At 39.9% G+C, this 24,661-nt stretch carries 16 protein-coding genes and 1 pseudogene; all 17 read left to right on the top strand.

What is annotated here, in order from left to right; genetic code table 11:
• Window positions 1–10 precede the first annotated feature (10 nt).
• The 17 genes and pseudogenes from H5R64_RS01420 to H5R64_RS01340 all read left to right on the top strand — a co-directional run bounded on the left by H5R64_RS01420 (window position 11) and on the right by H5R64_RS01340 (window position 24,635).
• On the top strand, window positions 11–778 hold the full coding sequence (locus H5R64_RS01420) for a sulfite exporter TauE/SafE family protein (RefSeq protein WP_182580495.1): 768 nt from the start codon (window positions 11–13) through the stop codon (window positions 776–778).
• Between the two features lie 193 nt (window positions 779–971).
• The gene (locus tag H5R64_RS01415) at window positions 972–4,760 is read left to right on the top strand and encodes a PD-(D/E)XK nuclease family protein (RefSeq protein ID WP_182580496.1); all 3,789 of its coding nucleotides are present in this window, start codon (window positions 972–974) and stop codon (window positions 4,758–4,760) included.
• The gene (gene addA / locus H5R64_RS01410) at window positions 4,760–8,617 is read left to right on the top strand and encodes a helicase-exonuclease AddAB subunit AddA (protein WP_182580497.1); all 3,858 of its coding nucleotides are present in this window, start codon (window positions 4,760–4,762) and stop codon (window positions 8,615–8,617) included. Before H5R64_RS01415 ends, addA begins: the two co-directional genes overlap by 1 nt.
• Window positions 8,617–9,552: a LacI family DNA-binding transcriptional regulator gene (locus H5R64_RS01405; protein ID WP_182580498.1), complete on the top strand. Its 936-nt coding sequence runs from the start codon at window positions 8,617–8,619 to the stop codon at window positions 9,550–9,552. The genes addA and H5R64_RS01405 overlap by 1 nt, the downstream gene beginning before the upstream one ends.
• Window positions 9,553–9,732: 180 nt before the next feature.
• Window positions 9,733–11,079, top strand: a complete 1,347-nt coding sequence (locus H5R64_RS01400) for an SLC45 family MFS transporter (protein ID WP_182580499.1) — start codon at window positions 9,733–9,735, stop codon at window positions 11,077–11,079.
• Window positions 11,080–11,177: 98 nt separating this feature from the next.
• A complete protein-coding gene (locus tag H5R64_RS01395) occupies window positions 11,178–13,430 on the top strand; it encodes a glycoside hydrolase family 65 protein (RefSeq protein WP_182582601.1) in 2,253 nt (750 codons plus the stop codon).
• 20 nt (window positions 13,431–13,450) lie between these two features.
• On the top strand, window positions 13,451–14,113 hold the full coding sequence (gene pgmB / locus H5R64_RS01390) for a beta-phosphoglucomutase (RefSeq protein WP_182580501.1): 663 nt from the start codon (window positions 13,451–13,453) through the stop codon (window positions 14,111–14,113).
• A 195-nt stretch (window positions 14,114–14,308) separates the two neighbouring features.
• Window positions 14,309–15,175: an aldo/keto reductase gene (locus H5R64_RS01385; RefSeq protein ID WP_182580558.1), complete on the top strand. Its 867-nt coding sequence runs from the start codon at window positions 14,309–14,311 to the stop codon at window positions 15,173–15,175.
• Window positions 15,176–15,301: 126 nt separating this feature from the next.
• Window positions 15,302–16,828, top strand: a complete 1,527-nt coding sequence (locus tag H5R64_RS01380; protein ID WP_182580502.1) for a Y-family DNA polymerase — start codon at window positions 15,302–15,304, stop codon at window positions 16,826–16,828.
• Window positions 16,828–17,247: a hypothetical protein gene (locus H5R64_RS01375; protein WP_182580503.1), complete on the top strand. Its 420-nt coding sequence runs from the start codon at window positions 16,828–16,830 to the stop codon at window positions 17,245–17,247. Before H5R64_RS01380 ends, H5R64_RS01375 begins: the two co-directional genes overlap by 1 nt.
• Before the next feature lie 62 nt (window positions 17,248–17,309).
• Window positions 17,310–19,076 (top strand): glycerophosphoryl diester phosphodiesterase membrane domain-containing protein, encoded by a 1,767-nt coding sequence (locus H5R64_RS01370; protein ID WP_182582599.1) that lies wholly within the window; start codon window positions 17,310–17,312, stop codon window positions 19,074–19,076.
• A 64-nt stretch (window positions 19,077–19,140) separates the two neighbouring features.
• Window positions 19,141–19,773 (top strand): annotated as a pseudogene (locus H5R64_RS01365) (GyrI-like domain-containing protein).
• Between the two features lie 104 nt (window positions 19,774–19,877).
• The gene (locus tag H5R64_RS01360; protein WP_182580505.1) at window positions 19,878–21,206 is read left to right on the top strand and encodes an APC family permease; all 1,329 of its coding nucleotides are present in this window, start codon (window positions 19,878–19,880) and stop codon (window positions 21,204–21,206) included.
• Window positions 21,207–21,371: 165 nt separating this feature from the next.
• Window positions 21,372–21,986: a GTP pyrophosphokinase gene (locus H5R64_RS01355; protein ID WP_182580506.1), complete on the top strand. Its 615-nt coding sequence runs from the start codon at window positions 21,372–21,374 to the stop codon at window positions 21,984–21,986.
• Window positions 21,987–22,003: 17 nt separating this feature from the next.
• Window positions 22,004–22,672 carry a response regulator transcription factor gene (locus tag H5R64_RS01350; RefSeq protein WP_182580507.1) on the top strand — a complete coding sequence of 223 codons (669 nt, stop codon included), beginning with the start codon at window positions 22,004–22,006 and terminating at the stop codon, window positions 22,670–22,672.
• 5 nt (window positions 22,673–22,677) lie between these two features.
• Window positions 22,678–23,961, top strand: a complete 1,284-nt coding sequence (locus tag H5R64_RS01345; protein WP_182580508.1) for a sensor histidine kinase — start codon at window positions 22,678–22,680, stop codon at window positions 23,959–23,961.
• The gene (locus tag H5R64_RS01340; RefSeq protein WP_182580509.1) at window positions 23,961–24,635 is read left to right on the top strand and encodes a nitroreductase; all 675 of its coding nucleotides are present in this window, start codon (window positions 23,961–23,963) and stop codon (window positions 24,633–24,635) included. Before H5R64_RS01345 ends, H5R64_RS01340 begins: the two co-directional genes overlap by 1 nt.
• Window positions 24,636–24,661: the final 26 nt, after the last annotated feature.

The raw sequence follows: 24,661 nt of genomic DNA, 5'->3' as shown, positions 1-24,661 counted from the left end.
GGAGAGAAAAATGGCAAGTATCCCGTCAGTTGGAACGTTAATTTACTTATTACTTGGTGGAGTGGTTGCGGGGATCCTCTCTTCTGCAGCTTCATTTGCTTCTTTAGCGTCCTATCCACTACTCCTAAGCGTTGGGGTAGCACCGGTTTATGCTAACGTTACGAATGATGCGGCTTTGATTTGGAATAGCCTTGGTTCAGTATTCGCATCTGGTCGGGAACTCCATGGACATTGGCGACAAGTATGGACTTACGGCTTTTTCACCGTAATCGGTTCTGTGATGGGATGCATTCTGCTACTCGCCTTTCCTGGTAAAGTTTTTGAAAAGGTTGTTCCTTTCTTTATCTTGATTGCTGGGGCAATGATTCTTATTTCGGGAAAACACCAGCCAGACTTAACTCACCAAAAACCGCAGTGGTTAAAGGTCATGTATATATTCCTCCTGGTAATTGTTGGAGGATATGCCGGATATTTTGGTGCTGCAAGTGGGATTGTGATCCTAGTCTTATTAACGTACTTAACGGATGAAGACTTTTTAGTAGCGAATGCGATCAAAAATGCGGTCTGTGGTTTTACGAATCTGGTTGCCTTAATTATTTACTCATTTACATCAAAAATTTATTGGTGGGATGCATTTCCAATGGCAATCGGAATGTTTATCGGTGGTTACTTAGGCCCAATTATTTTGCGTTACATTCCTGCCAAGTTAATGCGCTGGGTAATCGCCCTCCTTACACTCATCCAAGCAGTTATATTCTTTAGGGAGGCATATTTGTAGAGGGCGAGCAGAGTTTAGCTATGTTACGGTATATTTATGCCAAAATTTCATAGTACATAAAAAGCTTCAAAGTTGGTTTTCAATACTTTGAAGCCTTTTTATGCACTTGTTATAAATTTAGTGCAAACTAAACATTTGTTCGATCTATTATGGTAAAATTAAAACAAAATTTACGTGAAAAGGATGGATTACCGTGGGAACTTTAGGCTTTGTTTTAGGCACGCGAACAATGGATCATGAACAAGTAATGGTTGACCAGCTAGCTGATCAAATGAAAAATGCAGCTGCAGAAGATCGTTTCTTCTACTTAGTTCCTAACCACATTAAGTTTGAAACGGAAATAAATGTTTTAGCAGGATTACGGAAACGGGCTGGCTTTGGTGATGATCAACGATTTGCGTCTGAGAGACTTCAGGTTTTGTCATTTAGCCGGTTAGCCTGGTTCCTTTTACGGGATACGCCAGCATTTCAAACACCGCGAATTTCTAAAATTGGGATGACAATGCTGACATCGCAAGTTACCCAAGACCATGCAGGCGACTTACACCTTTATGCAAGTGAAATTAAACGTCCCGGCTTTATTCAAAAGTTAACTGATCAACTAGAAGAATTAAAGAGTGCGAATATTTCTGCGGATGATTTTTCAACGATTTTAGACCAGATTGAACAAGATCAATCTGCAGGAGCAAACCGTGTGTGGTTAACGAAGATGCGTGATGTTGAAACAATTTATCATGCTTACGAAGAGCAACTGCGAAAGAATTTCCTGGGAAATAATGAGTTATATTTGCAACTTGTCCAATATTTGCAAAGCAGTGATGAAGTTAGTCACATGCATTTCTTTATTGATCGTTTTGCACAGTTTACAGCAAGTGAGCAACGAATAGTTGATGCTCTAGTAGAAAATGGAGCAGCAACCATGATTTCGTTAGTACTTGATCGAGGATATCCTGACCAAAATCACCCGAATCCAAGTGAAATTCCTGGTGAAAATGACTTGTTTTATTCATCAGCAATGGTGTATCGCCGTCTTTGGAAACTAGCTCAAGCAAATCCACAACGGGTTAAGTTACAACCGAATGTCTGGTTTGCTAATCAACCACGCGTAAATAGTGATCTCCAGAAGGTTGATCGTTATTTTAAACGCTATGCAGAAGGACCAATTGCAGCGGTGGAGAAGACACAATTGGTTGACCCTTCTACAGTGCAATTCTATATAATGGCTAACCGCCGTGAAGAATTAGAACTAATTGCCACAAAAATTCGACAGCTAGTTGCAAGCGGGAAGTACCGTTATCGTGATTTCTTAATCTTAACGCGACACCTTGATGGGTACCAGAATATGATTACCCCAATTTTTGCTAAGAACCAAGTGCCGGTTTTCGATGATCATGAACGGAAAATGGATCAACATCCGTTAGTAATCCTGTTGAGTACCCTCTTTACTATTGATCAGCGAGGGTACCAACTAGCAGATATAATGCAGCTGCTGAAAACTTGGCTGCTGGTTCCCCGTACAACAACGGGTGATTTAATGTCGATTCGGGACTTTCAAGAGGCAGTTTTTGTTACTGAAAATTGGTGCTTGAAACAAGCAATCAGAGGAAAGCAAGCTTGGGTAAGTGAGAAAAGAGCATCAGAACTTTGGAATGCTAAGGATAGTGAGTCATTAGATACGGAAGATCATTCGTCACGAGTGGCTAAGTTAAACCAACAATTAATTATTGTTCGTAACTATGTCGCTAAGACGCTTGTTCCATTCTTAGATCAGTTAAAAAAGGCTACTTCAGGGCGAGAATTAGCAACACTGCTTTTTAACTTCTTGCAGCAAAATGGGGTTACAGAACGGCTTTATCAATGGCAGCAATACCAGAGTACCCGGGACCTTGATCTTGCCCGCCAGCCCCAACAGGTTTGGGAAAAGTTCTGCCAGATATTACAGGAATATGTTGAAATCCTTGGGGAAGATCGGCTGAATAAAGATGATATTGATAATTATCTCGAAAAATTTAACGAGATTATCCAGGCTGGCTTTTCAGCAGCTCAGTATTCTCAGATTCCAGCAACCTTGGATCAAGTTGTTGTCTCTGAAACTGGAATTGTTCAAAGTCAAAATAAAAAAGTTGTCTTCATGCTCGGATCAACTGATGACGTAATGCCCGAAGTTCGAGAGAATGAAGGCTTATTGACGGATCAGGATAAGCAAATTTTGGCCCCGTACCTTGATGCTGATTACCAATACTTACCCGCTGATACGGTAACTGAATTGAACAATGAGCCTTTTATCCACTATTTAGGGATGCTTTCTGCTAAGCAAAAACTAATTTTTACGGCACCCCAGGCAACAAATGACGATAAGGAGTTAACTATTTCGCCGTATATGCGTGATTTAGCAGTTTATCTCCAACAGCCAATTGTTAATTCACCACTAGTAACTAGTAAAGTTGGTTTGGCGAATCCGCAACAGTTTATTAGTAGTCCAGAGGCTAGTTTAAGTCAGTTAGTCCGTGTTGGACGTCAAGTTCGCGACGAACAAAGGGCGCGTAAGGCTCCTGCTAAATTACCAGCATCTTGGAGAAGAGTTGAACGTGATCTGATTTTATTATCCAGGCAGTGGCAAGCAAGCTCAGACTTAGTTGAACGAGCATTAGGAGAAAAGCTACAGCAACGTCTTGAGTTAGTAGCTCAAGGGTTTAATTACCATAATGTTGTCGATGATATTGGAGCAACCTTGGCCCAGGCATTATATCTTCATGTAACTCCAGGTAAGGGTAAGCAGCAAGCTCTGTATGCTTCAATTTCACAATTACAAAACTTCTATGTTAACCAATACGAGTACTTCCTAAAATATGGTCTTCGTCTAAAAAAACGGGATCGGCTTGAGATGTCCCCTGATCGAATTGGGACGTTCTTCCATAAGGCAATGGAAACTTTTATTAATAGCACTCATCAACAACAAGCTGATTTGAAAGAACTAGCAGCTGACCCAGAACAATTAAAGAATTTTATTAACGAAGCACTACAAGAAGCTGAGAAAAATCAACCTGATTTGGTTCGCTTAGCAGAGTCATCACCCCAGGCAGAATTTCAGTATCGCCAACTAAGAACGATCGTTACAACGATGCTTGAAACAATGTGTCAACAGTCACAGTATACTAAGGCTCAGCCATTTAAGACCGAAGCGCAATTTGGGCGAATTGGAGCCTTAAACCAGGCAAACCTTAAAGCTCTCGATTATCCATTAGCTTCTGGGAACCGTATCTACCTTCGTGGACGGATTGACCGGATTGATCGTCTACCTAAAGATCAACTAATGGATCTGTCAAATCCAAGCGACTTTCTCACTGTGGTTGACTATAAGTCGAGCAACCGAACATTTGACCTTACCTCAGCTTATTACGGAATATCGCTCCAATTATTGACCTACCTAAATGGTCTTCAAAGCAACCTTCAAGAACTAGATGAACCAACTGCGCAACTTGCTGGTGCATTGTACTTACACTTGAGTAATCCAAAGTTTGACTGGAAACGAAATCAGCATAAAGATTTGGAAGAACTTCAGTTAAGTTCTCACGAATATAAGGGAATCCTCTTAAATGAACCAGCAGTTTTGGATTCCCTTGACCAGAAACTCCAAGATAACCAGTCGGTTTTATATCCGTTAAAGGTTACTAAAAAGAGTGGCATTTCCGCTAAGAAGGATGCATTATTAGTAACTCCCGATCAGTTGCAATGGCTTCAGAACTGGAATAAACAGTTAATTGTTGAAGCTGGAAACAAGATCCTTGAAGGACAAGTTAAGCTGAACCCTTACAGGTTAATTGAGGGAAGCAAACGTTCAACAGGATTAGATTATAGTGACTTTAAGGATATCTACCAATTTGATAACATGCTTGATCAACAGCGTTATCGCCAACTTGATCCCAAAAAGGCCAAAGAAGAATTTGATAATGCAAATAAAGAGGGAGGTAGTAAGAATTAATGGCAGATTTTAATCCAACGCCAAGTCAATACCAAGCGATTAATGACCGTGGAGAAAACATTCTTGTTTCAGCTTCCGCTGGGTCAGGAAAAACTGCGGTCTTGGTTCAGCGAGCTATTAAATTAATCAAAGAGGGAGTTCATGTTGATCGGATGTTAATGGTAACCTTCACGGATGCCGCAGCGAAGAGTATGCGAGATAAGATTCGTGAAGCACTTCAGGAAGCCATTTATCAACCCGTACATAACGCGGAAGAGCAGCGACAACAGCGCCAAATGGCGAATGAAATTAATCGTTTAGCGACTGCAGATATCAGTACGATCCATGCATTCTGTTTAAAATTAATTAAGCGCTACTATTATTTAATTCACCTTGATCCGCAATTTAGGTTATTAACGGATGATACTGAGCGGCGCCTTCTCCAGGAGGAAGTTTGGCAACAGGTTAGTGAAAAACTTTATAGTACGTCACTTGACCATGAAACTGAACTAAAGGCAAATTTTAGTGAACTAGTTACTAACTTTTCTGGTGACCGTGATGCACAGGGATTAGATGAACTTGTACTCAAGTTATATGAAACAGCAAACGCTCAACCAGAACCAGAAAAATGGTTACAAGAACTAGCTAGTAATTATTTCCTGGGAAATGATCCCATTACAAACACCAAATTTTATCAAGAACAATTAAAGCCAGTTGTTAAGGATAATCTGGAACAATTAGTAAATGATTATGGTGAGTTAGCAATCCGGATGGCTGATCTTGGTTATAACAAACCGGCAGAAATTATTAAGGGTGATCAGGAAAAGATTAGGAACTTGATCGCTAGTTTAGATCAAGAAAAGTGGGGAGACATTCGAGCAGCCTTTCAAGAAATTAAATATGTCCGAATGAGTGGCGGAGCAAAGAAAAAGGATCCAGAATACCAAACATACCAATCATTAATTAAAAACCGAAATGGCTTAAAAGACCGTTTGAAGTCCCTAACAGCAGATTATTTTGAATATGATGAACCGCGCTTACGGCATATTACTGATCAATCAGCCAAGATTATCAATGAATTATCTGCAGTTACAATTAAGTTTTCACAGGCATATCAACAGGCTAAGCTAAATCGCCATGTCCTTGAATTTAGTGACTTGGAACATTATGCCTACCAGATCTTAACCCCACCTGCTGATCAACATGATTGGGTAACACTAGTTAAGGAGTTACGCGAACATTATCAAGAAATCATGATTGATGAATATCAGGATACGAACCCGCTTCAGGAAAAAATATTGATGCAGTTAACCAGTCCCAAACGGCAAAACCTCTTTATGGTGGGGGATGTAAAACAGTCGATCTACCGTTTTCGTGAAGCCGACCCAACACTCTTTTTGAGTAAATATAAGAATTATCGTCAGGAAAAGGGGGGTGAATCAATAGTTCTTGCTGAAAACTTCCGCTCAATGAAAAATGTCACTAATTTCACAAATCTCTTGTTTGAGCAGTTAATGGATCACCAAGTTGGGGAAATTGATTATGATCAGGACGCGCATTTAAAGTATGCGGCAACCTATTATGATGAAAATCCGGATAATGAGGTTAAACCTGCTGAAGTACTACTTTATGACGCCAATGTTGATCCGTCGATGCCCCAAGAGGACGATAAGTTAACTGGTGAATTGCGGATGGTTGCCATGAGAATTAAGCAAATGGTGACGAACCAAGAATTAATTTACGATAAGCAATCAAAACAAATGCGTCCTGTTCAATATGGAGATATTGTCCTCCTGGAACGAACAAAAAATATTAATAATACCTTGATGGAACAATTCAATGAATTAGAAGTTCCGCTGACCGTTCATGATGTAGAGAGTTATTTCCAGGCAACTGAAGTTCGCGTGATGATGTCGTTATTGAAGGTAATTGATAATCCAAAACAAGATATTCCTCTAGTAGCGGTTCTCCGTTCACCAATCGTTGGCCTTAATAACAAGGAATTAGCGTTTATCCGTCTTCAAGATCGTCGGGCAGATTTCTATACAGCATTGATGGTGTGTCAAAATAATTTTGAAAATCATCGCCTTCAACATTCATCAGCATTGAATGCGGAACAATTGACACGCCTTCAGAACAAACTTACAAGGTTCATTGAACAACTGACCGAATTTCGTCAGGTAGCCCAGCAACAAACCCTTGTTGATTTGATTTGGCGAATTTATCAGGAGACAGGTTACTTAGATTATGTTGGCGCGATGCCGGGGGGACAACAGCGACAGGCTAACCTCCATGCCTTATACGAACGGGCACATACTTATGAGCAGAGTAGTTTCAAGGGCCTTTACCAGTTTACCCGTTTTATTGAAAAAATGCAGGAGCATGATCAGGATCTAGGGGTGGCCCCGACACAGTTAGATGCTGATGCAGTCAATGTGATGACGATTCATGGGAGTAAGGGACTTCAATTCCCAGTTGTTTTTTTGATTAATACGAATCATCACTTTAATAATGCAGCGGTCCGGGAAAATGCAGTTGTTGATCCAACTTCTGGGATTGGAATTAAGGTGATGGACAAGCAACGGTTTGTTTACGATACACCACAGCGACAGGCGATTTTGAATAATATCCAGCAAGGTGAGCGAGCAGAAGATTTACGGGTCCTCTATGTTGCGTTAACTCGTGCTGAACAACGATTAATTGTTACGGCGTCGTTTAATGAGAGCCATAAGGGGCAAAAATTAGTTGAAGCATGGAATAGTTGGCAAAGGGCCTTCCAAAGTGATCAACAGTTGATCGGAGCTCAATTACGGATTGCTGCTAAGTCCTTTATTGATTGGATCGGATTAGCACTTGCGCGGTATCCAAAACAGTTTGATGCTTCACGATTAAGTATTCCGGGTAAATCCATAGAAGATAAGGGAGTAGTCCTTGAGCCAAGTCCCCTCGATATAGGGAAAGGCTTTGCTAAGATGTCCGCATCACCGTCTTTTATTGCACGAACTTATACTGCTGCTGATGTTGAGCGAGAACTAGAAACTATTACCAAGTCAGTTGATTTGTCTGCTGAGGATCCCCAATCAATTAAATCCTTGTCGGTAGATGATATCAATCAAGTCCTTGCTTTCCGTTATCCGCACGAGGTAGCAACAAAGACAACAGCCTACCAATCAGTTACGGATGTTAAACGAGTTTTTGAGGATCCTGATAATCGTGAAATGGGACAATGGGACTATGAACAACAGCAGAAAGTAAAAAATCGTGGCCTTTATTTAAAAAACGACTTTACGACTCCCCAATTTATCCAGCAAGATGATCAGTTACCGGCCGCAACAGAAATTGGGACAGCTACTCACTTAGTATTTCAAAAGTTACCACTGGATGGTGAACCAATAACGGTTGAACGAGTCCATAATGAGATTCAACAGTTAGTGAACGAGCACCTGATTAATCTTGCGGTTGCTACCCGAATAAATGAAGAGGGGATTGCGGCTTTCTTCCAGACAGATCCTGGCCAGCAAGTATTGTCAAATGGTCAAAATTACCATCGTGAGGAACCATTTGCGATGATAATGAATGGTCACGAACTCTTTAAAGAAGTTCAGGCAAAAGATGACGAACGAATTTTAATTCACGGGATTATTGACGGTTATTTAGAAACACCTGAGGGGATAATCCTGATTGATTACAAGACCGATCATGTTGATCCGCAATATCGTGAATTTGAATTAACTAAGATTACTAGTCGTTATCGTGGACAACTAGAATTATATCGGCAAGCTTTAAATATTATGAAGCCGGTTCCAGTTGTCCAGATGGGGCTTTACTTGGTAGAATTAGGGAAGTTTATTTCATTTAAAATCGAGGGACGACCCTAATGGTAACAATTAAAGACATTGCAAAGCAGGCGGGAGTATCCGTTTCGACAACATCGCGGGCGTTGAATGATAACCCACGGATTAGTAAAGGAACTCGGGAAAAGATCAAAAAAATTGCTGTTGCAGCGGGATACCAACCTAATTACACGGCACGGAATCTTACCCGTGGTGTATCAAATATGGTTGGGTTAATCTTTCCTGTAACGAAGGATACTGCACCGGCTAACCCGTTTCATATTGATCTGATGCGGGGAGTTAGTTCCGCTCTTCAACCGTTACACTATGAGATGGTAGTAGCGATAGCGCCAACTCAGGAGGAGTTACTTGAAGAGGTTCGTTCAATGGTTGATCAGTCTAAAGTTCATAATTTTTTAGTTTTTTATGCCATGAAAAACGATCCGATAACTGCCTACTTGCGGGAAAATAACCTTAATTTCGTAATCATTGGGCACCCAACTGATCACCATCCCGATCGTTTTGTGGATAATGACAATGTTGCAGCGGGAAAGATTGCGACCGAACAATTGCTTAAAACTCATCAACTCACTCATCCTGCCTTTCTTGAATCCACTAACCCCTGGATGTTTGAGCGGGAACGAAGTAAGGGCTATGAAGAATGTATGCAGGAGCGAGGATTAAAAGGAATTGTCTGGCAGTTAGAAACTAATGCAGATTCTTTAGATAACTTTCTTGAGGACCATCCCGAGACTGATGGCTTATTGTTTTCGGATGATTTATTATTTGTACGTTTTTCTAACGAACTCCAAAAACGGTCACTTCCAGTATTCTGTTTTAACAACAGCCGGTTAATGGGGATGTTAACAAATAGTGATGGTCGGATTGACCTCCAACCTCGTGAACTGGGTCGTGAAGCGGTCAGACTACTTTTTAACCCTAAAAAGCAGCACAGTTATGTTGCATTTAAAATTAATTAATAAATAGAGGAAGCTGAAATCATTGGTATTTCGGCTTTTTTGTTTGTTATAAAGGAAAACCCTTTCAAAATTTTATGCAAACGGTTGCGCAAATCTTCAGAATCTGTTATATTATTACTTGTAAAAGTATGAAGCGCTTTCATAAAAAACATTACTTTAAGATATTTAGGGGTGTAATAAATGAGTCAAGAAAAGCCAGCGGGCGCAGGCTTGCCAACACTCTCCAGAAGCACGATTTGGATGATCAACTTCGGTTTCTTGGGTGTACAGACTGCCTTCACCTTACAAAGTTCACAAATGAGTCGGATTTTCCAAACTATTGGTGCGGATCCAAATAATTTAGGATGGTTCTTTATTTTGCCACCATTGATGGGATTGGTTGTTCAACCAATTGTCGGTTACTATTCAGACCGTACTTGGGCACCAAAGCTTGGTGGTCGGCGTCTTCCATACCTTCTGTTAGGGATGATTGTCGCTGTTATTGTTATGTTGCTATTGCCAAACTCTGGTAGTTTTGGTTTTGGTTATGGGTCACTAGCCGCTTTGTGGTTTGGTGCAATTACTGTTGCCTTCCTTGATTTGTCATCCAACGTTGCCATGCAACCATTTAAGATGATGGTTGGGGACATGGTTAACGATGACCAAAAGAGTTATGCATACGGTATTCAAAGTTTCTTATCAAACACCGGTGCCGTTTTGGCTGCTATTTTCCCATTCCTTTTTACTTGGTTTGGTGTTAAGAACATTGCTCCTAAGGGTGTTGTTCCTGATTCTGTTAAGGTTGCCTTCTATGTTGGTGCTGCCTTATTAATTGTTACTAGTTTATTCACTGTTTTCCGGGTTCATGAATACGACCCTGCAACTTATGCTAAGTACCACGGTATTACCGAAGAAGATAACAAGGAAGGTGGGAACTGGCTCACCTTACTTAAGAATGCTCCTAAGGCATTCTGGACTGTAACACTTGTTCAATTCTTCTGCTGGTTTGCATTCCAATACCTCTGGACATACTCAGCTGGTGCGATTGCTAAGAACGTTTGGGATACTACTAATGCTACTTCCGCTGGTTACCAAGCTGCTGGTAACTGGTACGGTGTTTTAGCTGCTGTCCAATCAATTGCCGCTGTTGTTTGGTCATACGTTTTGGCCAAGGTTCCTAACAAGTACCACAAGTTCGGCTATGCTGGTAGTTTACTTCTTGGTGCATTTGGATTTATCTCTGTCTTCTTTATTCACGATCAATGGACATTGATTATTTCATACATTCTTGTCGGAATCGCATGGGCTGGTATGAACACTTATCCATTAACCATTGTTACTAACGCATTGTCTGGTAAGCACATGGGGACCTACCTTGGACTCTTTAATGGTTCAATTTGTTTACCACAGATTGTTGCCTCATTGCTTAGTTTCGCATTGTTCCCGCTCTTTGGTCACTCACAAGTTAACATGTTTATCCTTGGAGGAATTGTGTTAGCTCTTGGTGCCCTTTCAGTTGGTACGATTAAGGAAACTTACGCTGAATAAGGCGGATAAGCTGAATAATAAAGTAAATTAAACTAGAATAGGACTGTGACGAATATTGGCCGCAGCCCTATTGTATAAAGAAGGAAGGAATTGAAATCATGAAACAAACATTTGAAATTGCTCCATGGCACGTTGCCACTCATAAGTGGGATCCTGAAGATAAGCGTCTTCAAGAATCAATGACTAGTTTAGCTAACGAAAATCTGGGTATGCGTGGCTTCTTTGAAGAAGGATACTCAGGCGATCATATGCAAGGTGTATACCTTGGTGGTGTTTGGTTCCCAGACAAGACGCGTGTTGGTTGGTGGAAGAACGGTTATCCAAAGTACTTTGGTAAGATGATTAACGCGGTTAACTTCATGAAGTTAATTATCAAAGTTAACGGTGAACAACTAGACCTTGCCAAGCAAACACCAAAGGACTTCAAGCTTGATCTTGATATGAAGCGCGGTGTCCTCGAACGTGAATTTACTGTTGAAATTGGTGGTACTGAAATGTACTTCAACTTCGAACGGTTCGTAAGTGCAACCCAAAAGGAGTTAGTTGGTCAACGTCTCCACATTAAGAACCGTGGTACTGGTGATGCTAAGGTTGAAATTACTAGTATGATCGATGCTGATGTTTACAATGAAGATGCCAACTATGATGAACAATTCTGGAATGTTCTTGGCAAGTCTGCTAATGGTGAACATGCCGAATTGACTTCAATGACCAAGAAGAATGACTTCGGTACACCACAATTTACTGTTGGTATGAAGACCACTACTAAGACTAACCTTGACCACGTTGGTGACGGTACTGACGAAAAGGATGCCTACAACACCTTTGCCGGAACTGTTGCAGCTGGTAAGGAAGTTAACTTTGAAAAGCGGAGTGTCATCGTAACTTCACGTGATTTCGATTCTCAAGAAGCAATTGAAAAGCACCTTGATGAATTAACTGAAAAACTTGATGCTCAAAGCTTCGACGACCTTCTTGAACCACATATCCAAGAATGGGCAGATCGTTGGGTTAAGTCAGATGTTGAAATTGATGGTGATGACGGTGCTCAACAAGGTATTCGTTTTAACCTCTTCCAACTCTTCTCTACTTACTACGGCAAGGATTACCGGCTTAACATTAGTCCAAAAGGATTCACTGGTGAAAAGTACGGTGGTGCTACTTATTGGGATACTGAAGCTTACTGTATTCCGGTTTACCTTGGGGTTGCTAACCCAGAAGTTGCCCGTAACTTGTTAATGTACCGTTACAAGCAATTAGATGGTGCCTTTGTTAACGCTAAGCAACAAGGCCTTGATGGTGCATTATTCCCAATGGTTACCTTTAACGGGATTGAATGCCACAACGAATGGGAAATTACCTTCGAAGAAATTCACCGTAACGGTGACATTGCTTATGCTATTTACCTTTACACTAAGTACACTGGCGACAAGTCATACGTTCTTAATGAAGGTGCAGAAGTCTTAACTGAAATTTCCCGTTTCTGGGCAGATCGTGTCCACTATTCACAAAACAAGAACAAGTACATGCTTCATGCCGTAACTGGTCCTGATGAATATGACAACAACGTTAACAACGACTGGTACACTAACTTACTTTGTCGTTGGACTCTTAAGTACACTCTTGAAATCTTGGATGAAGTTGACGACAAGGTTGCCAAGAAGCTTAACGTTTCTGAAGACGAAAAGCGTCGTTGGAAGGGAATTGTTGATAACATGTACCTTCCATACGATAAGGAACGTGATATCTTCCCAGAAAACGATGGCTTCATGGACAAGGACTTAACCCCAGTTTCTGAAATTCCAAGTGACCAATTACCACTTAACCAACACTGGTCATGGGACCGGATTTTACGTTCTCCATACGTAAAGCAAGGTGACGTTATTCAAGGCCTCTGGGACTTCATCGATGACTTTACTAAGGAACAAAAGAAGAACAACTTTGACTTCTATGAACAATACACTGTTCACGAATCAAGTCTTTCCGCTTCTGTTTACTCAATTATCGCTGCTGATATTGGTTACGAAGACAAGGCTGTTGAATTATACGAACGTTCAGCACGGCTTGACCTTGATAACTACAACAATGATACTTCTGATGGGCTCCACATCACTTCAATGACTGGTTCATGGCTTGATATTGTTCAAGGATTTGCTGGAATGCGGGTTCGTAATAACCAATTACACTATGCACCATTCCTTCCTAAGAAGTGGAACTCATACCAATTCCGTCAAATGTTCCGTGGTCGGATCTTGAAGGTTAAGGTTGATAAGCACGGTACTAAGATTGATTTAGTATCAGGTGAACCAATCACCATTGATCTTGACGGTAAGAAACTTGAATTAAAGTAATTACTGGAGGAATTTCAAGAATGAAGTTTGAAGATTTGAAAGGTTTTGCTTTTGATCTTGATGGTGTGATTGCTGATACGGCTCGTTTTCATGGCCAAGCTTGGCACCAACTTGCTGATAAAGTTGGTACTAAGTGGACTCCTGAACTTGCTGATAGTTTGAAGGGTGTTAGCCGGATGGATTCATTAGAACTGATCCTTAAGGCTGGTGGCCACGAAAATGACTATACCCAAGAAGAAAAGGAAGCATTGGCAACCGAAAAGAACGATAACTACATTAAGTTGGTTGAAACTTTAACGCCTGCTGATATTCTTCCGGGAATGAAGGACTTCTTGGATGAATTGAAGGCAAATAATTACCACATTGTTTTAGCCTCAGCTTCCAAGAATGCTCCAAAAGTATTAAAATACTTACAAATTACTGACTACTTTGAGGGAATTGTGGATCCCGCTAAATTGACTCATGGTAAGCCAGATCCAGAAATCTATAGTGAAGCGGCCAAGTTGATGAACCTTCCTGCTGACCAAGTTGCTGGACTAGAAGATGCCCAAGCGGGAATTGAATCAATTAATCGGGCGGGCGAACTTTCCATTGGCTTCGGCGCAGAATTAAAGGACGCCAACGTTAAGTTCGCTAATACTGCTGATGTTTCACTAGCAGCTATTAAGACACAATTAGACTAGTTCTTAACTTTCTCTATCAATGAATAATGTGAAATATTAGTTTGATTGTGTATAACATAAGGGAAATACAACGGGGAAGAATAATGCGAGGCTTCTTCGTTGTATTTCCTTTTTCTTTTAGTTGGGATGATAAAAAATCCCGATTGTGACGAAAAAACTATATAATAGTAAGTAAGGAAGGAAGAAGTGAATAATTTGATCGAATTAACAAGTATTAACTCAAAACTAAATTTAAATAACGGTACCCAAATTCCATGTGTGGGTTACGGAACTTTCCGAACACCCGCTGATGTAGCCGAGAAGGCAGTTGCAGATGCAATCAAGGTTGGGTATCGGCATATTGATACTGCAGCCGTATATGGGAACGAAGAAGCGGTTGGTAAAGGAATTAAAGATTCAGGAATCGACCGGAAAGACCTCTTTGTCACCAGTAAATTGTGGAATGATAATCGCGGCTATGACTCAACCAAGAAGGCCTTCCAGGAAACGTTGGATCATCTCCAAATGGATTATTTAGACCTCTACCTAATTCACTGGCCAGCAAACCAAAAGCAATTTGGAACAAAAGCAAGTGAAATCAACGCTGAAACTTGGCGGGCCATGGAAGATTTATACAATGAGGGGAAGATTAAGGCAATCGGGTTAAGTAACTTTATGCCTCACCACATTGTTGAACTTATGAAGACGGCTAAAGTTGCTCCTGCAGTTGATCAAATTGAGGTTCACCCAGGTTGGCCGCATACTGAACAGGTAAAGTACCTTCAAGCTCATAACATTCTTGTGGAAGCTTGGGCTCCGCTTGGTGGTCAAGGAGCACATGTAATGACAAACCAAACAATTCTGCAAATTGCTGATAAGTATGGTAAAACTGCTGCCCAGGTTTGTTTACGGTGGATTATTCAACAGGGAATTGTCCCACTACCAAAGTCAGTTCATGAAAACCGGATGATCCAAAATAAGGAAATTTTTGATTTTGTATTAACTGATGATGAAATGAAGCAGATTAGCTTATTGACTAACCTCGGTGGTCAATGTGCTGATCCAGATGAAGCAGATTTCTAAAGGGCCATAATTGAAAGGATCCCAGAGTTCGAGTATTTCGAGCTTTGGGGTCTTTTTAAACTTCGCTATCGACCGTTTGTTCGACAAAATGTTATAATAAATAAAAATAGTAAGGGAGCGTCGTTGATGGCAGGTCAGCAAAGAATCTATATTGCAATTGATTTGAAGTCTTTTTATGCTTCCGTTGAGTGTATCACTCGCCACTTGAATCCATTAAATGCTAATTTAGTGGTTGCGGATAGCTCACGGACGAATAAAACAATTTGTCTAGCTGTTTCACCAGCATTGAAGCAGTTTGGCGTTCCTGGACGTCCCCGACTTTACGAAGTTCAACAAATCGTTGATCGAATTAATAGGGAGCGGGCGAAGAAGGCTACCTGTCATCACTTATCCAAACATAGTTCAATTTACCGGGGAAAGTTATTAAAGTCACCTAACTTACGGGTAGGCTTTCGAATTGTTCCACCACGGATGCAATTTTACATGGAGCGCAGTGCAGAAGTTTACGGGATCTATTTGCGCTTTATTAAACCTGAAAATATCCACGTTTATTCGATTGATGAAGTGATGATGGACGTTACAGATTATCTTGTTGAACATCAAGTTTCACCACATACGTTAGCCAAACGGATTATCCAACAGATCCAGCTTGAAACGGGCCTTACTGCAACGGCAGGGATTGGAACTAATCTTTACCTCGCAAAAGTGGCAATGGATATCGTGGCAAAACGGATTCCAGCTGATCAAGATGGTGTCCGGATTGCACAAATGAATGAATATCAATACCGACGATATCTCTGGGCTCACCAACCACTAACGGATTTTTGGCGAGTTGGCCGCGGCTATGCTAAGCGGTTCGAGAAGTTAGGCTTATACACAATGGGAGACATTGCCCGTTGTTCAATGGGTAAGTTATCGGATCAATTAAATGAAGAGGTTCTATACCGCGAGTTCGGAAAAAATGCCGAACTATTAATTGATCACGCCTGGGGACACGAGACAGCGACGATTGCCGATATAAAGAATTATCATTCAGAAGAACACGGCATCTATTCTAGCCAGGTCCTGATGAAACCATATAAGTACCGTGAAGGATTGGCTGCTGCTCAGGGAATGGTTGATTCAGTTGCTTTAACCATGGTAAAACGTCATGTTGTGAGTGCTGATTTTGGGATTGTTATCCATTATGATCCACAAAGCCTTCAGTATGCACCAAACTATCAGGGACCAGTAGTAGAGGACTTTTATGGACGGAGAACCGCTAAACCAAGTCACGCGCATCAGAAACTAGAATTGCCGACAGCTTCAAGCTCAGAATTGCGCCAAATTTATAAACAACTATACGAGAAGTGTGTTAACCCGCACCTCCTGATAAGGAAAATAACATTAATTTCGACTCATATGGTAGACGAAGAGGTTGCAGCTAAAACGGCTCGCTTTAAACAGACTAATCTTTTTGAAGATCCCCAAAAAGAAATTAAGCAAGAACGGGCCGCAGCAATCAAACGGCAACGGGATCAAAAACTCCAAGCAACAATCCTTAAACTGCAACAAAAACTTGGCGATAAGAATGTTATTCTTCACCTGGGAGATTTGCGGAAAGGATCAACAACGAAGGAACGAAATGACCAAATTGGGGGACACCAGGCATAATGATAGATGAAAAGAAAATAATTGAACAGAAATTATTTAGCGACACCTCTCTGTATAATGACATTATTAATCGTCCTTACCAACCATCAAAGGGGCATTTACCAATGCCTCGCTCTGATCGTGCTGGGCAGTTTGCACCCTTTGCTGCCTTAACGGGATTTGGCAATTTGATCCAAAAAAAGGCTGAAATATACACTCATAAAAAATACCTTTCGGCAAGCGCAGAACGTCGGATCATAAAAAAACTTCAAATGTTAGCCGGGACAAAAATCACGGTTACTATTAATTACTTTAATGATGAAGTCGGGTTTTACGAAGAATTCTGTGATCAGGTGTCAACTGTTAAAGTTGAACGGGGAAAAGTTTTTTTTAATCAGCGGTCAGCAATTGCGATTGCTAATATTAAGGAAGTTCGTTAATTATAGGTGCTGTATAATAGTGGAGATGCATGTAATAGGGGTTTATTAAAGAGGGAGTAACTTTGAGAGCAATTTGGCGTAATCTCTGTCAATATTCAAGAAATTTTTGGCAGCATTGGGTATCATTTATTATTTTGTTTGTAGGGATGGATCTAGCTAACCAACTGATCTTCATCCCACTTTTTAGGTTGACGACAACCTACGTTTTACAGGCGGGAGGGATCCCGTTTATTTCTTATCAGAATATCGGGATATTAATAACTCAACATACCCTGGTTGTAATTGGTTTGTTAATCGAATTAATTCTCTTACTGTTAGTAATTTATTGGCAGTTTGCATTTCTTTTATTAGGACTACGCTTAATTTTAGGTGGTCAGATTAGCTTTAAGCGGTTACTGAAGGAATCTTGGTTAGCAATACAGAATATCCGACCAGGATCCTTTCCGTTACTGCTTCTTTACTTTATGCTAGTTCTTCCGTTTGTGGATCTTGTGTTCCGCACACCATTATTATCAAAGGTTCAAATTCCTGAATTTATCCTTGACTTCATGACACGAAATAGTGTGTTATTGACGATTTTAATTATTTTTTATATTATCATTACGATTCTAGGGATTCGTTTGATTTTAACTTTACCATTGATGATTTATCGTCAGTACCGAACACGACAAGCACTAAGAGAAAGTTGGAAATTAACAAGTAAACTTAAGTGGTGGCAGTATATAAAACAACTAATCGTCCTTGGATTAATTACGGTTATTATTTTGGCCCTCTTTTACTTATTAATTTACGGCTTGCAATCACTTGTGGATCTATTTCCCGGGAAATTAGCGTTCATGGCGGCAATCTTTAATCTAACCTTGGTCCAAGTAGTGAGTGAACTATTAACAATTTGGACAGGAATGATCGCCTTACAAATCGTGATTGGCCTGGTTGATGATTTTCCAGCAAGCAAAGGGCGACTAAGAAGAGTTGGTTGGTTAGGGTGGTCAACGCTTGGTGTAATGGTTGTTGTCCTTGGTGGCCTAGCCATTGCTAATAATTATTACTACCTTAAAGGAACCGGTATGACACGACCTGTTACGATTTCTCACCGTGGTGTGGCAGAGAAAAATGGGGTTCAAAATACAATTCCAGCAATGGAAAAGACGCATCGACTAAAACCAACTTATGTTGAGATGGATGTTCATGAGACTAAGGATCACAAGTTTGTTGTTCTCCATGATGAAAACCTTAAAAAATTAACGGGAGTCGACAAAACGCCACATGAATTGACGTTGACTCAATTAACAAAATTGACAGCTCGCGAGAATGGTCATCAGGCTAAAATTGCCAGTCTTGATCAATACCTGAATGCTGCAGAAAAGCTTCACCAAAAATTATTGATTGAGGTAAAAACTACCCCACAAGATTCAAAGGGAATGCTCAAACGCTTTAACCAGCAATATGGTAAGAGGATTATTAAAGATCATGATTTGGTACATTCGCTTGATTATCGCGCCGTAGCTGGTTTAAAACAACTGAATCCAAAATTGAAAGTCCTTTATATTCAGCCTTATAACTTTTCATACCCAAAGAGTATTGCGGATGGATATTCAATGGAATATTCAACATTAAACTTTGAATTTATTAGGCAAGCTCAACGCCAGAAAAATGATGTTTACTCCTGGACGGTTAATGATCCAAGGGTGATGAAACAAATGATGTATGATCACGTTAATGGGATCATTACTGATAACTTAGGGGGACTAAACTCAGCGATTGCCGACTTCATGAATTCAAAAAGTTATGCTAACCGGATTTTGAATTTTTATTTTAGTAGTTCCTAATGCCGGAGGATTAGAACCATAGAAATTTAGTGTTCCTGAGAGTCAAAAAAGAGGTTAAGTACAAATGGTATATGATTTTAAACGGGAAGAATGACATTTTTATTTACCTGGCAAACGAGTTAAGTTAGTTGATATACCGAAAATGAACTATTTAGCAGTGAGTGGTCACGGAGATCCAAACGTTGAAGATAGTGAATATAAACAGGTAATTACAGCACTGTATGCCATTGCCTATACGATTAAGATGAGTAAAAATGGCGATCATAAGATTAAGGATTATTTTAACTTCGTAGTCCCACCATTAGAGGGTCTTTGATGGCAGGATGGTATTGCTAACGGGATTGACTATGGATATAAGGAAAAGTTTCAATTTGTTGCCCTAATTCGGATGCCAGATTTTGTTGATTAAGCAGTTTTGAAATGGGCAATTCAGGAAGCATCACGTAAAAAGAAACAGGATTTTACCAACGTTAAGCTTCTCCAATTAAATGAAGGAAAGTGTGTTCAAGTAATGTATGTTGGTTCGTATGATGATGAACCACAGACGATTGCCAAAATGCATCAATTTATTACGAAAAATAAACTTGAAACTGACTTTAATTCTAAACGTCGTCACCACGAAATCTATTTGTCTGATCCAAGAAGGACGAAGATGGAGAACCTTAAGACTGTTATTCACATTCCGGTGAAAGAATAAGTAAGTCCCTAATATAAATTATGATAATTCTAATTATTTGAGTTCTGTTAATATTAAGCATTATAATATCTTTATAATTATTAATATTTTTATACTAAAATGGGATGATGATAATTAAGACGAAACAAAAAAGCCCCCGTAAACTTTCCTTTATGTCAATTTACTTTCTAGGAATTAACGGTGTTGTTGGTTCAGGAGCCTTCTTACTCCCGCAAGAGATTTATAGAGATATGAACTTAGCGGGAGTTGGGGTAATGCTATTTGCAGCAATAACAGTAAGTTTGATTGCACTTTGCTATGCTGACTTGGCTAGTCGATTTAGTGATTCTGGAGCTGCATGGATCTATTCCTATAATGCCTTTGGTCGCTTTTGGGGGTACGAAGTAGGGATCTTTGTGTGGTTTTTAGGATGCTGCACAATGGCAGCCGAAATTGTTGCTTTTTTGACTACTTTGAAAAGTTTTATTCCAGCGTTTAATAATGATTGGCTATATTATTCGAGTGTATTCGGGATGATTATTTTCTTCTCAATTATCAACTTCTTTGGTCGAACGATTGTTAAAGCGCTCAACAATATTTCCTCAGCAGCCAAAATGTTAACAATTATTATCTTTATTGTTGTCGGGATATTCTTTATTCACTTTGCCCATTTTTCTCCAGTAATTCCCAAAGCGGCAACTACGGGAGCAATGCCATTAATTGAACACTTTGGAGCAGCTTTTAGTGTTACTTTTTACATGTTTTGTGGCTTTTCATTTATTCCAATTGCGGCTGAACAAATGAATAATCCAGAAAGAAATATTCCACGAGTTTTAGTTGCCGTAATGTTAAGTGTAACGATTCTTTATTCTGCAATGATGGTTGTTGCAATTGGGATATTAGGTTCTACAACATCCAAGTACACCACACCAATTGCTCAAGCGTTTAAGAATGGAGTTGGTGAGTGGGGATATGTGGTAATTATTGTAGGGATGCTGATTAGTATGTTTGGAGTCGCTTTTGCGTTTTCTTTTGATACACCAACTTTAATAGCTTCATTAGCGGGCGAGCACCAAATGTTGCCTAAGTGGATAGATAAGAAAAATCGGTATGACGCACCGTGGGTTGCAATTATTTTAACTGCAATTGTTGCTGGATTTCTTGTTACCCAATCATATTTGTTTTTGGTATCTTGTATTGTATTAGCTAGCTTTGTACAGTACGTCCCATCAATCCTTTCAGTAATCAAATTTAAATATACTGGAGAGTTTCCTAACAAGGGGTTTAAGCTTCCCGGAAAATATTTCATTCCGGTTGCTGCTTTAATAATTTCAGCCTATATGATTACTAACTTTACCTTAAAAACAATATTAGTTGCTGTGGTTGTTGCTGTTTTAGCGGCTATTTCGTACTTCTTCATGAACCGTTACAATAAAGAGAAAAAAGTAAATTAATGTCGTCGTTATGAAACGATTAAAAGGCAAGATCTTGTGAATTGCTTTCACAGTTTCTTGCCTTTTAAGTTTGTTTTAGGATTTTCGTATCATTAAAAAGCCTTTGAAAAGATTGTTATAATGGAAGATGTTTAGGGTATTAAAAATAATAAGGAGTGTTGATCAATGTCGATCTATGGCCCTTACGAAGAAACGTTAAATAATATTCTTTTCGATGTGGAGAAACGAATTCGGCAATTAAACCAACAAGAAATTGACAAACATCAGCCAAAATTATATGAACACTTAATTGGCCGGGTAAAGACGCCGACGAGTATGGAAGAAAAATGCCAAAGAAAGAATTACCCTTTAACGGTTGAATCTGCCTTGCGTAAGTGTCGGGATGCTGTCGGGATCCGGATAGTTTGTAATTTTATTAGTGATATTGATCGTTGCCTAGCAATTTTACGGAACGTTGATTGGTGTTCGGTCATTAAAGAAAAGGATTATATTTCAAATGCGAAGCCAAATGGTTACAGGAGCTACCATTTAATTCTGGATGTGATTGAGGATTATCGGGATGTGGATGGTCACCTGCCAGGTCATTTTTATGTAGAAATCCAGTTACGAACAATTGCGATGGACTCTTGGGCTAGTTTAGAGCATGAAATAAAGTATAAGCATCATGTCAAAAATCCAGAACGGATCGAGAAGGAATTAAAGCGCTGCGCAGATCAACTTGCTTCCTGCGACGTTCAAATGGAAACCATTCGGCAGTTAGTTAGAGAGAACGAGGATTAATTAGGTGGGAGTTAGAAATGAGAATTTTACTTGCTGAAGATGAAGGACAGTTAGCCAAAGTTATAAAAATGGCGATGAATCAAGCAGGTTATCAAGTTGATACCACTAATAATGGACAGCAGGCAGTTAATCTTTCAGCAGAGAACGCCTATGATGTCATCATTTTAGATATTATGATGCCGGGAAAAAACGGGATTGAAGCACTGAAGGAAATTCGTTCACGAGGTGATAAGACCTACATTATGATGCTGACCGCAATGGCGGAAGAGGATGATCGAGTCAATGGCCTTGATTCCGGAGCTGATGATTATCTAACAAAACCATTTTCATTAAAAGAACTGCTTGCCCGGCTTCGTTCGCTAGAACGACGGACAATGGAATATAATGATAATGATTTGAAATTTGTTGATTTGCACTTGGATAGTAATGAACAGGTTCTTGAAAGTAATAATTCAATTAGTCTTTCTCGGGAAGAAACACAGATGTTGGAATATTTTATCCTTAATTCAGGAAAAAAGTTAGAAAGTGAAGATATCATTGGCCATGTTTGGAGTGCCGGAACTGATGAGGCCGATCCAGAAGAAGTCTGGATAAACATTTGTTATTTGCGGCAGAAATTACAGTCGATTCAATCAAAAGTAAAGATTATCGGTGAAAAAGGCGGCCCATACGCCTTGGAAGGGTAAGAAAAATGATTCGGCATTTTCGAAAACAATTCATTATCTTTTCAACGTGCGCATTACTCTTGGTTATCATTACAATCGTTGGGAGTATCAGCTCGGTTACCTACTTCCGTGCTCATCAGGAAGTAAATGCCGTTTTAACGATTCTTAGTAATAATGATGGTGAAATGCCTGCGCGAATGTCTCCTGACCCACTTCAAGCTTTTACTCAGCCTAACATTACTCGGGAAAGTTTGTCTCAGTACCGTTATTTTAGTGGGACGCTCAATAAGCAAAATAATCAGATAAAGGTTGAAGATGACCATATCTTATCCGTTTCACCAGCAGAAATTCAAAAACTAACGCAACGGGTACTTAGGGGCCACCGACTTCAGGGACGTGTATTTTATAAGCAAACAGTTTATGCTTACCGGGTAAAGGATAGTAGTAAACAGACCAATGTTGTCTTTCTGGATGAAACTTTAATGCTATCGAAAGCGTTAGAGGTAACATACCTAGGAATTCTTCTCGGGATAGTTAGTCTTTTACTATATGCGACTGTCCTTGTCCTTTTTTCGAAGTCTGCTATTCGGCCAATCGTTCAGGCAGAACAACGACAAAAGGAGTTTATTACAAATGCCGGACATGAACTTAAGACACCATTAAGTGTTATTTCAGCAAATACCGAAATGCAGGAATTAATGAACGGTGAAAATGACTTGACTCGGAGTACGAAAGAACAGGTCGACCGACTCACAAAATTGATTAACCAGTTTGTTTCTTTAGCTCGACTTCAAGAACAACCGAGAATGACATTATCCGTGATTAATGCGAGTCGAGTTACTAATCAGGTTGCCGATAGTTTTAAGAGTGTCGTTGTTCAAGACGGTAAGAAATTTAAGGCGTTCGTGACACCGAAATTAATGATTAAGGCGGATGAGCATTACTTTTATGAATTAATTAGTATTCTTCTGGATAACGCAAATAAGTACTGTGATCCAGAAGGGGACGTTTATCTGAAACTAAGACTGGGAAAAAGAAGAAAAAACGTCATTTTATCCGTAACTAATTCATTTGCAGCAGGAAAGGAGATTGACTATCAGCGGTTCTTTGAACGTTTCTACCGTGAGGATAAAGCTCGAACAATTAACGAAAAAAAGTCGGGCTACGGGATTGGCTTATCAATGGCCCAAAACATCGTCAAAAACTTTGGCGGTCAGATTAAGATTAGTTACTCAAACGGCAAAATTTCGATGATTATAACTATCAAGAAAGCCAATCATAAGTTAAATGGTAAACAGGAGGAAAAGTAGTGAAATTAACAGAAGCAATTAATTTTCGTCACTCAACCCGGAGATTTACTGACCGGCCAGTTGAACAAGATGTCATTAAGAAAATTGTTCAGTTAGCCCAGCGTGCACCATCATGGGTTAACTCGCAGCCATGGCAGGTGTACTGTGCGATGGGTGATTCTTTAGCACAGATAAAAACTGCCTATCATAAGGAAGAACTTGCTGGAAATCATGGCCATCCAGACTTGGCAGTAATGTCACGAGATGACTGGAGTCCAGAAACACAGGAAAATATGAAGAAGTGGCGTCACGGAATAGTGCATCACTTTGAGACATTTGATGAAGCTCATGATCAAATGACGACCGCCAGTAATACCCTTTATAATTCGCCCGTAATCCTTTATATTACGATTCCGCTGGCATCTCCGGACTGGTCAATTTTTGATGCCGGTGCCTTTGCAGAAAATATAATGTTAGTGGCAACGGATCAAGGCTTAAATTCGATTCCAACTTACAATAGTGTTCGTTTTCCTGAGATTCTTCACCGACTTCTGAATGTTCCAGAAGATGAACGTTTTATTGTAGGAATTTCACTCGGTTATGAGGATAAGTCAAAGATTAATAGTTACCGCTCTGAACGCCGTCCGTTAGGTGAGATATTGCATTTTTGCGATTTAAAAATAACCCAAGACTAGTTTAGAGTAGTATGAATTACTCTGAA

Origin of the sequence: Limosilactobacillus fastidiosus (assembly GCF_014145505.1) — a bacterium.
Taxonomy (GTDB): Bacteria; Bacillota; Bacilli; order Lactobacillales; family Lactobacillaceae; genus Limosilactobacillus; species Limosilactobacillus fastidiosus.
The sequence above is the reverse complement of the archived record's forward strand: the minus strand, read 5'-3'. Positions and strand labels throughout refer to the sequence as shown.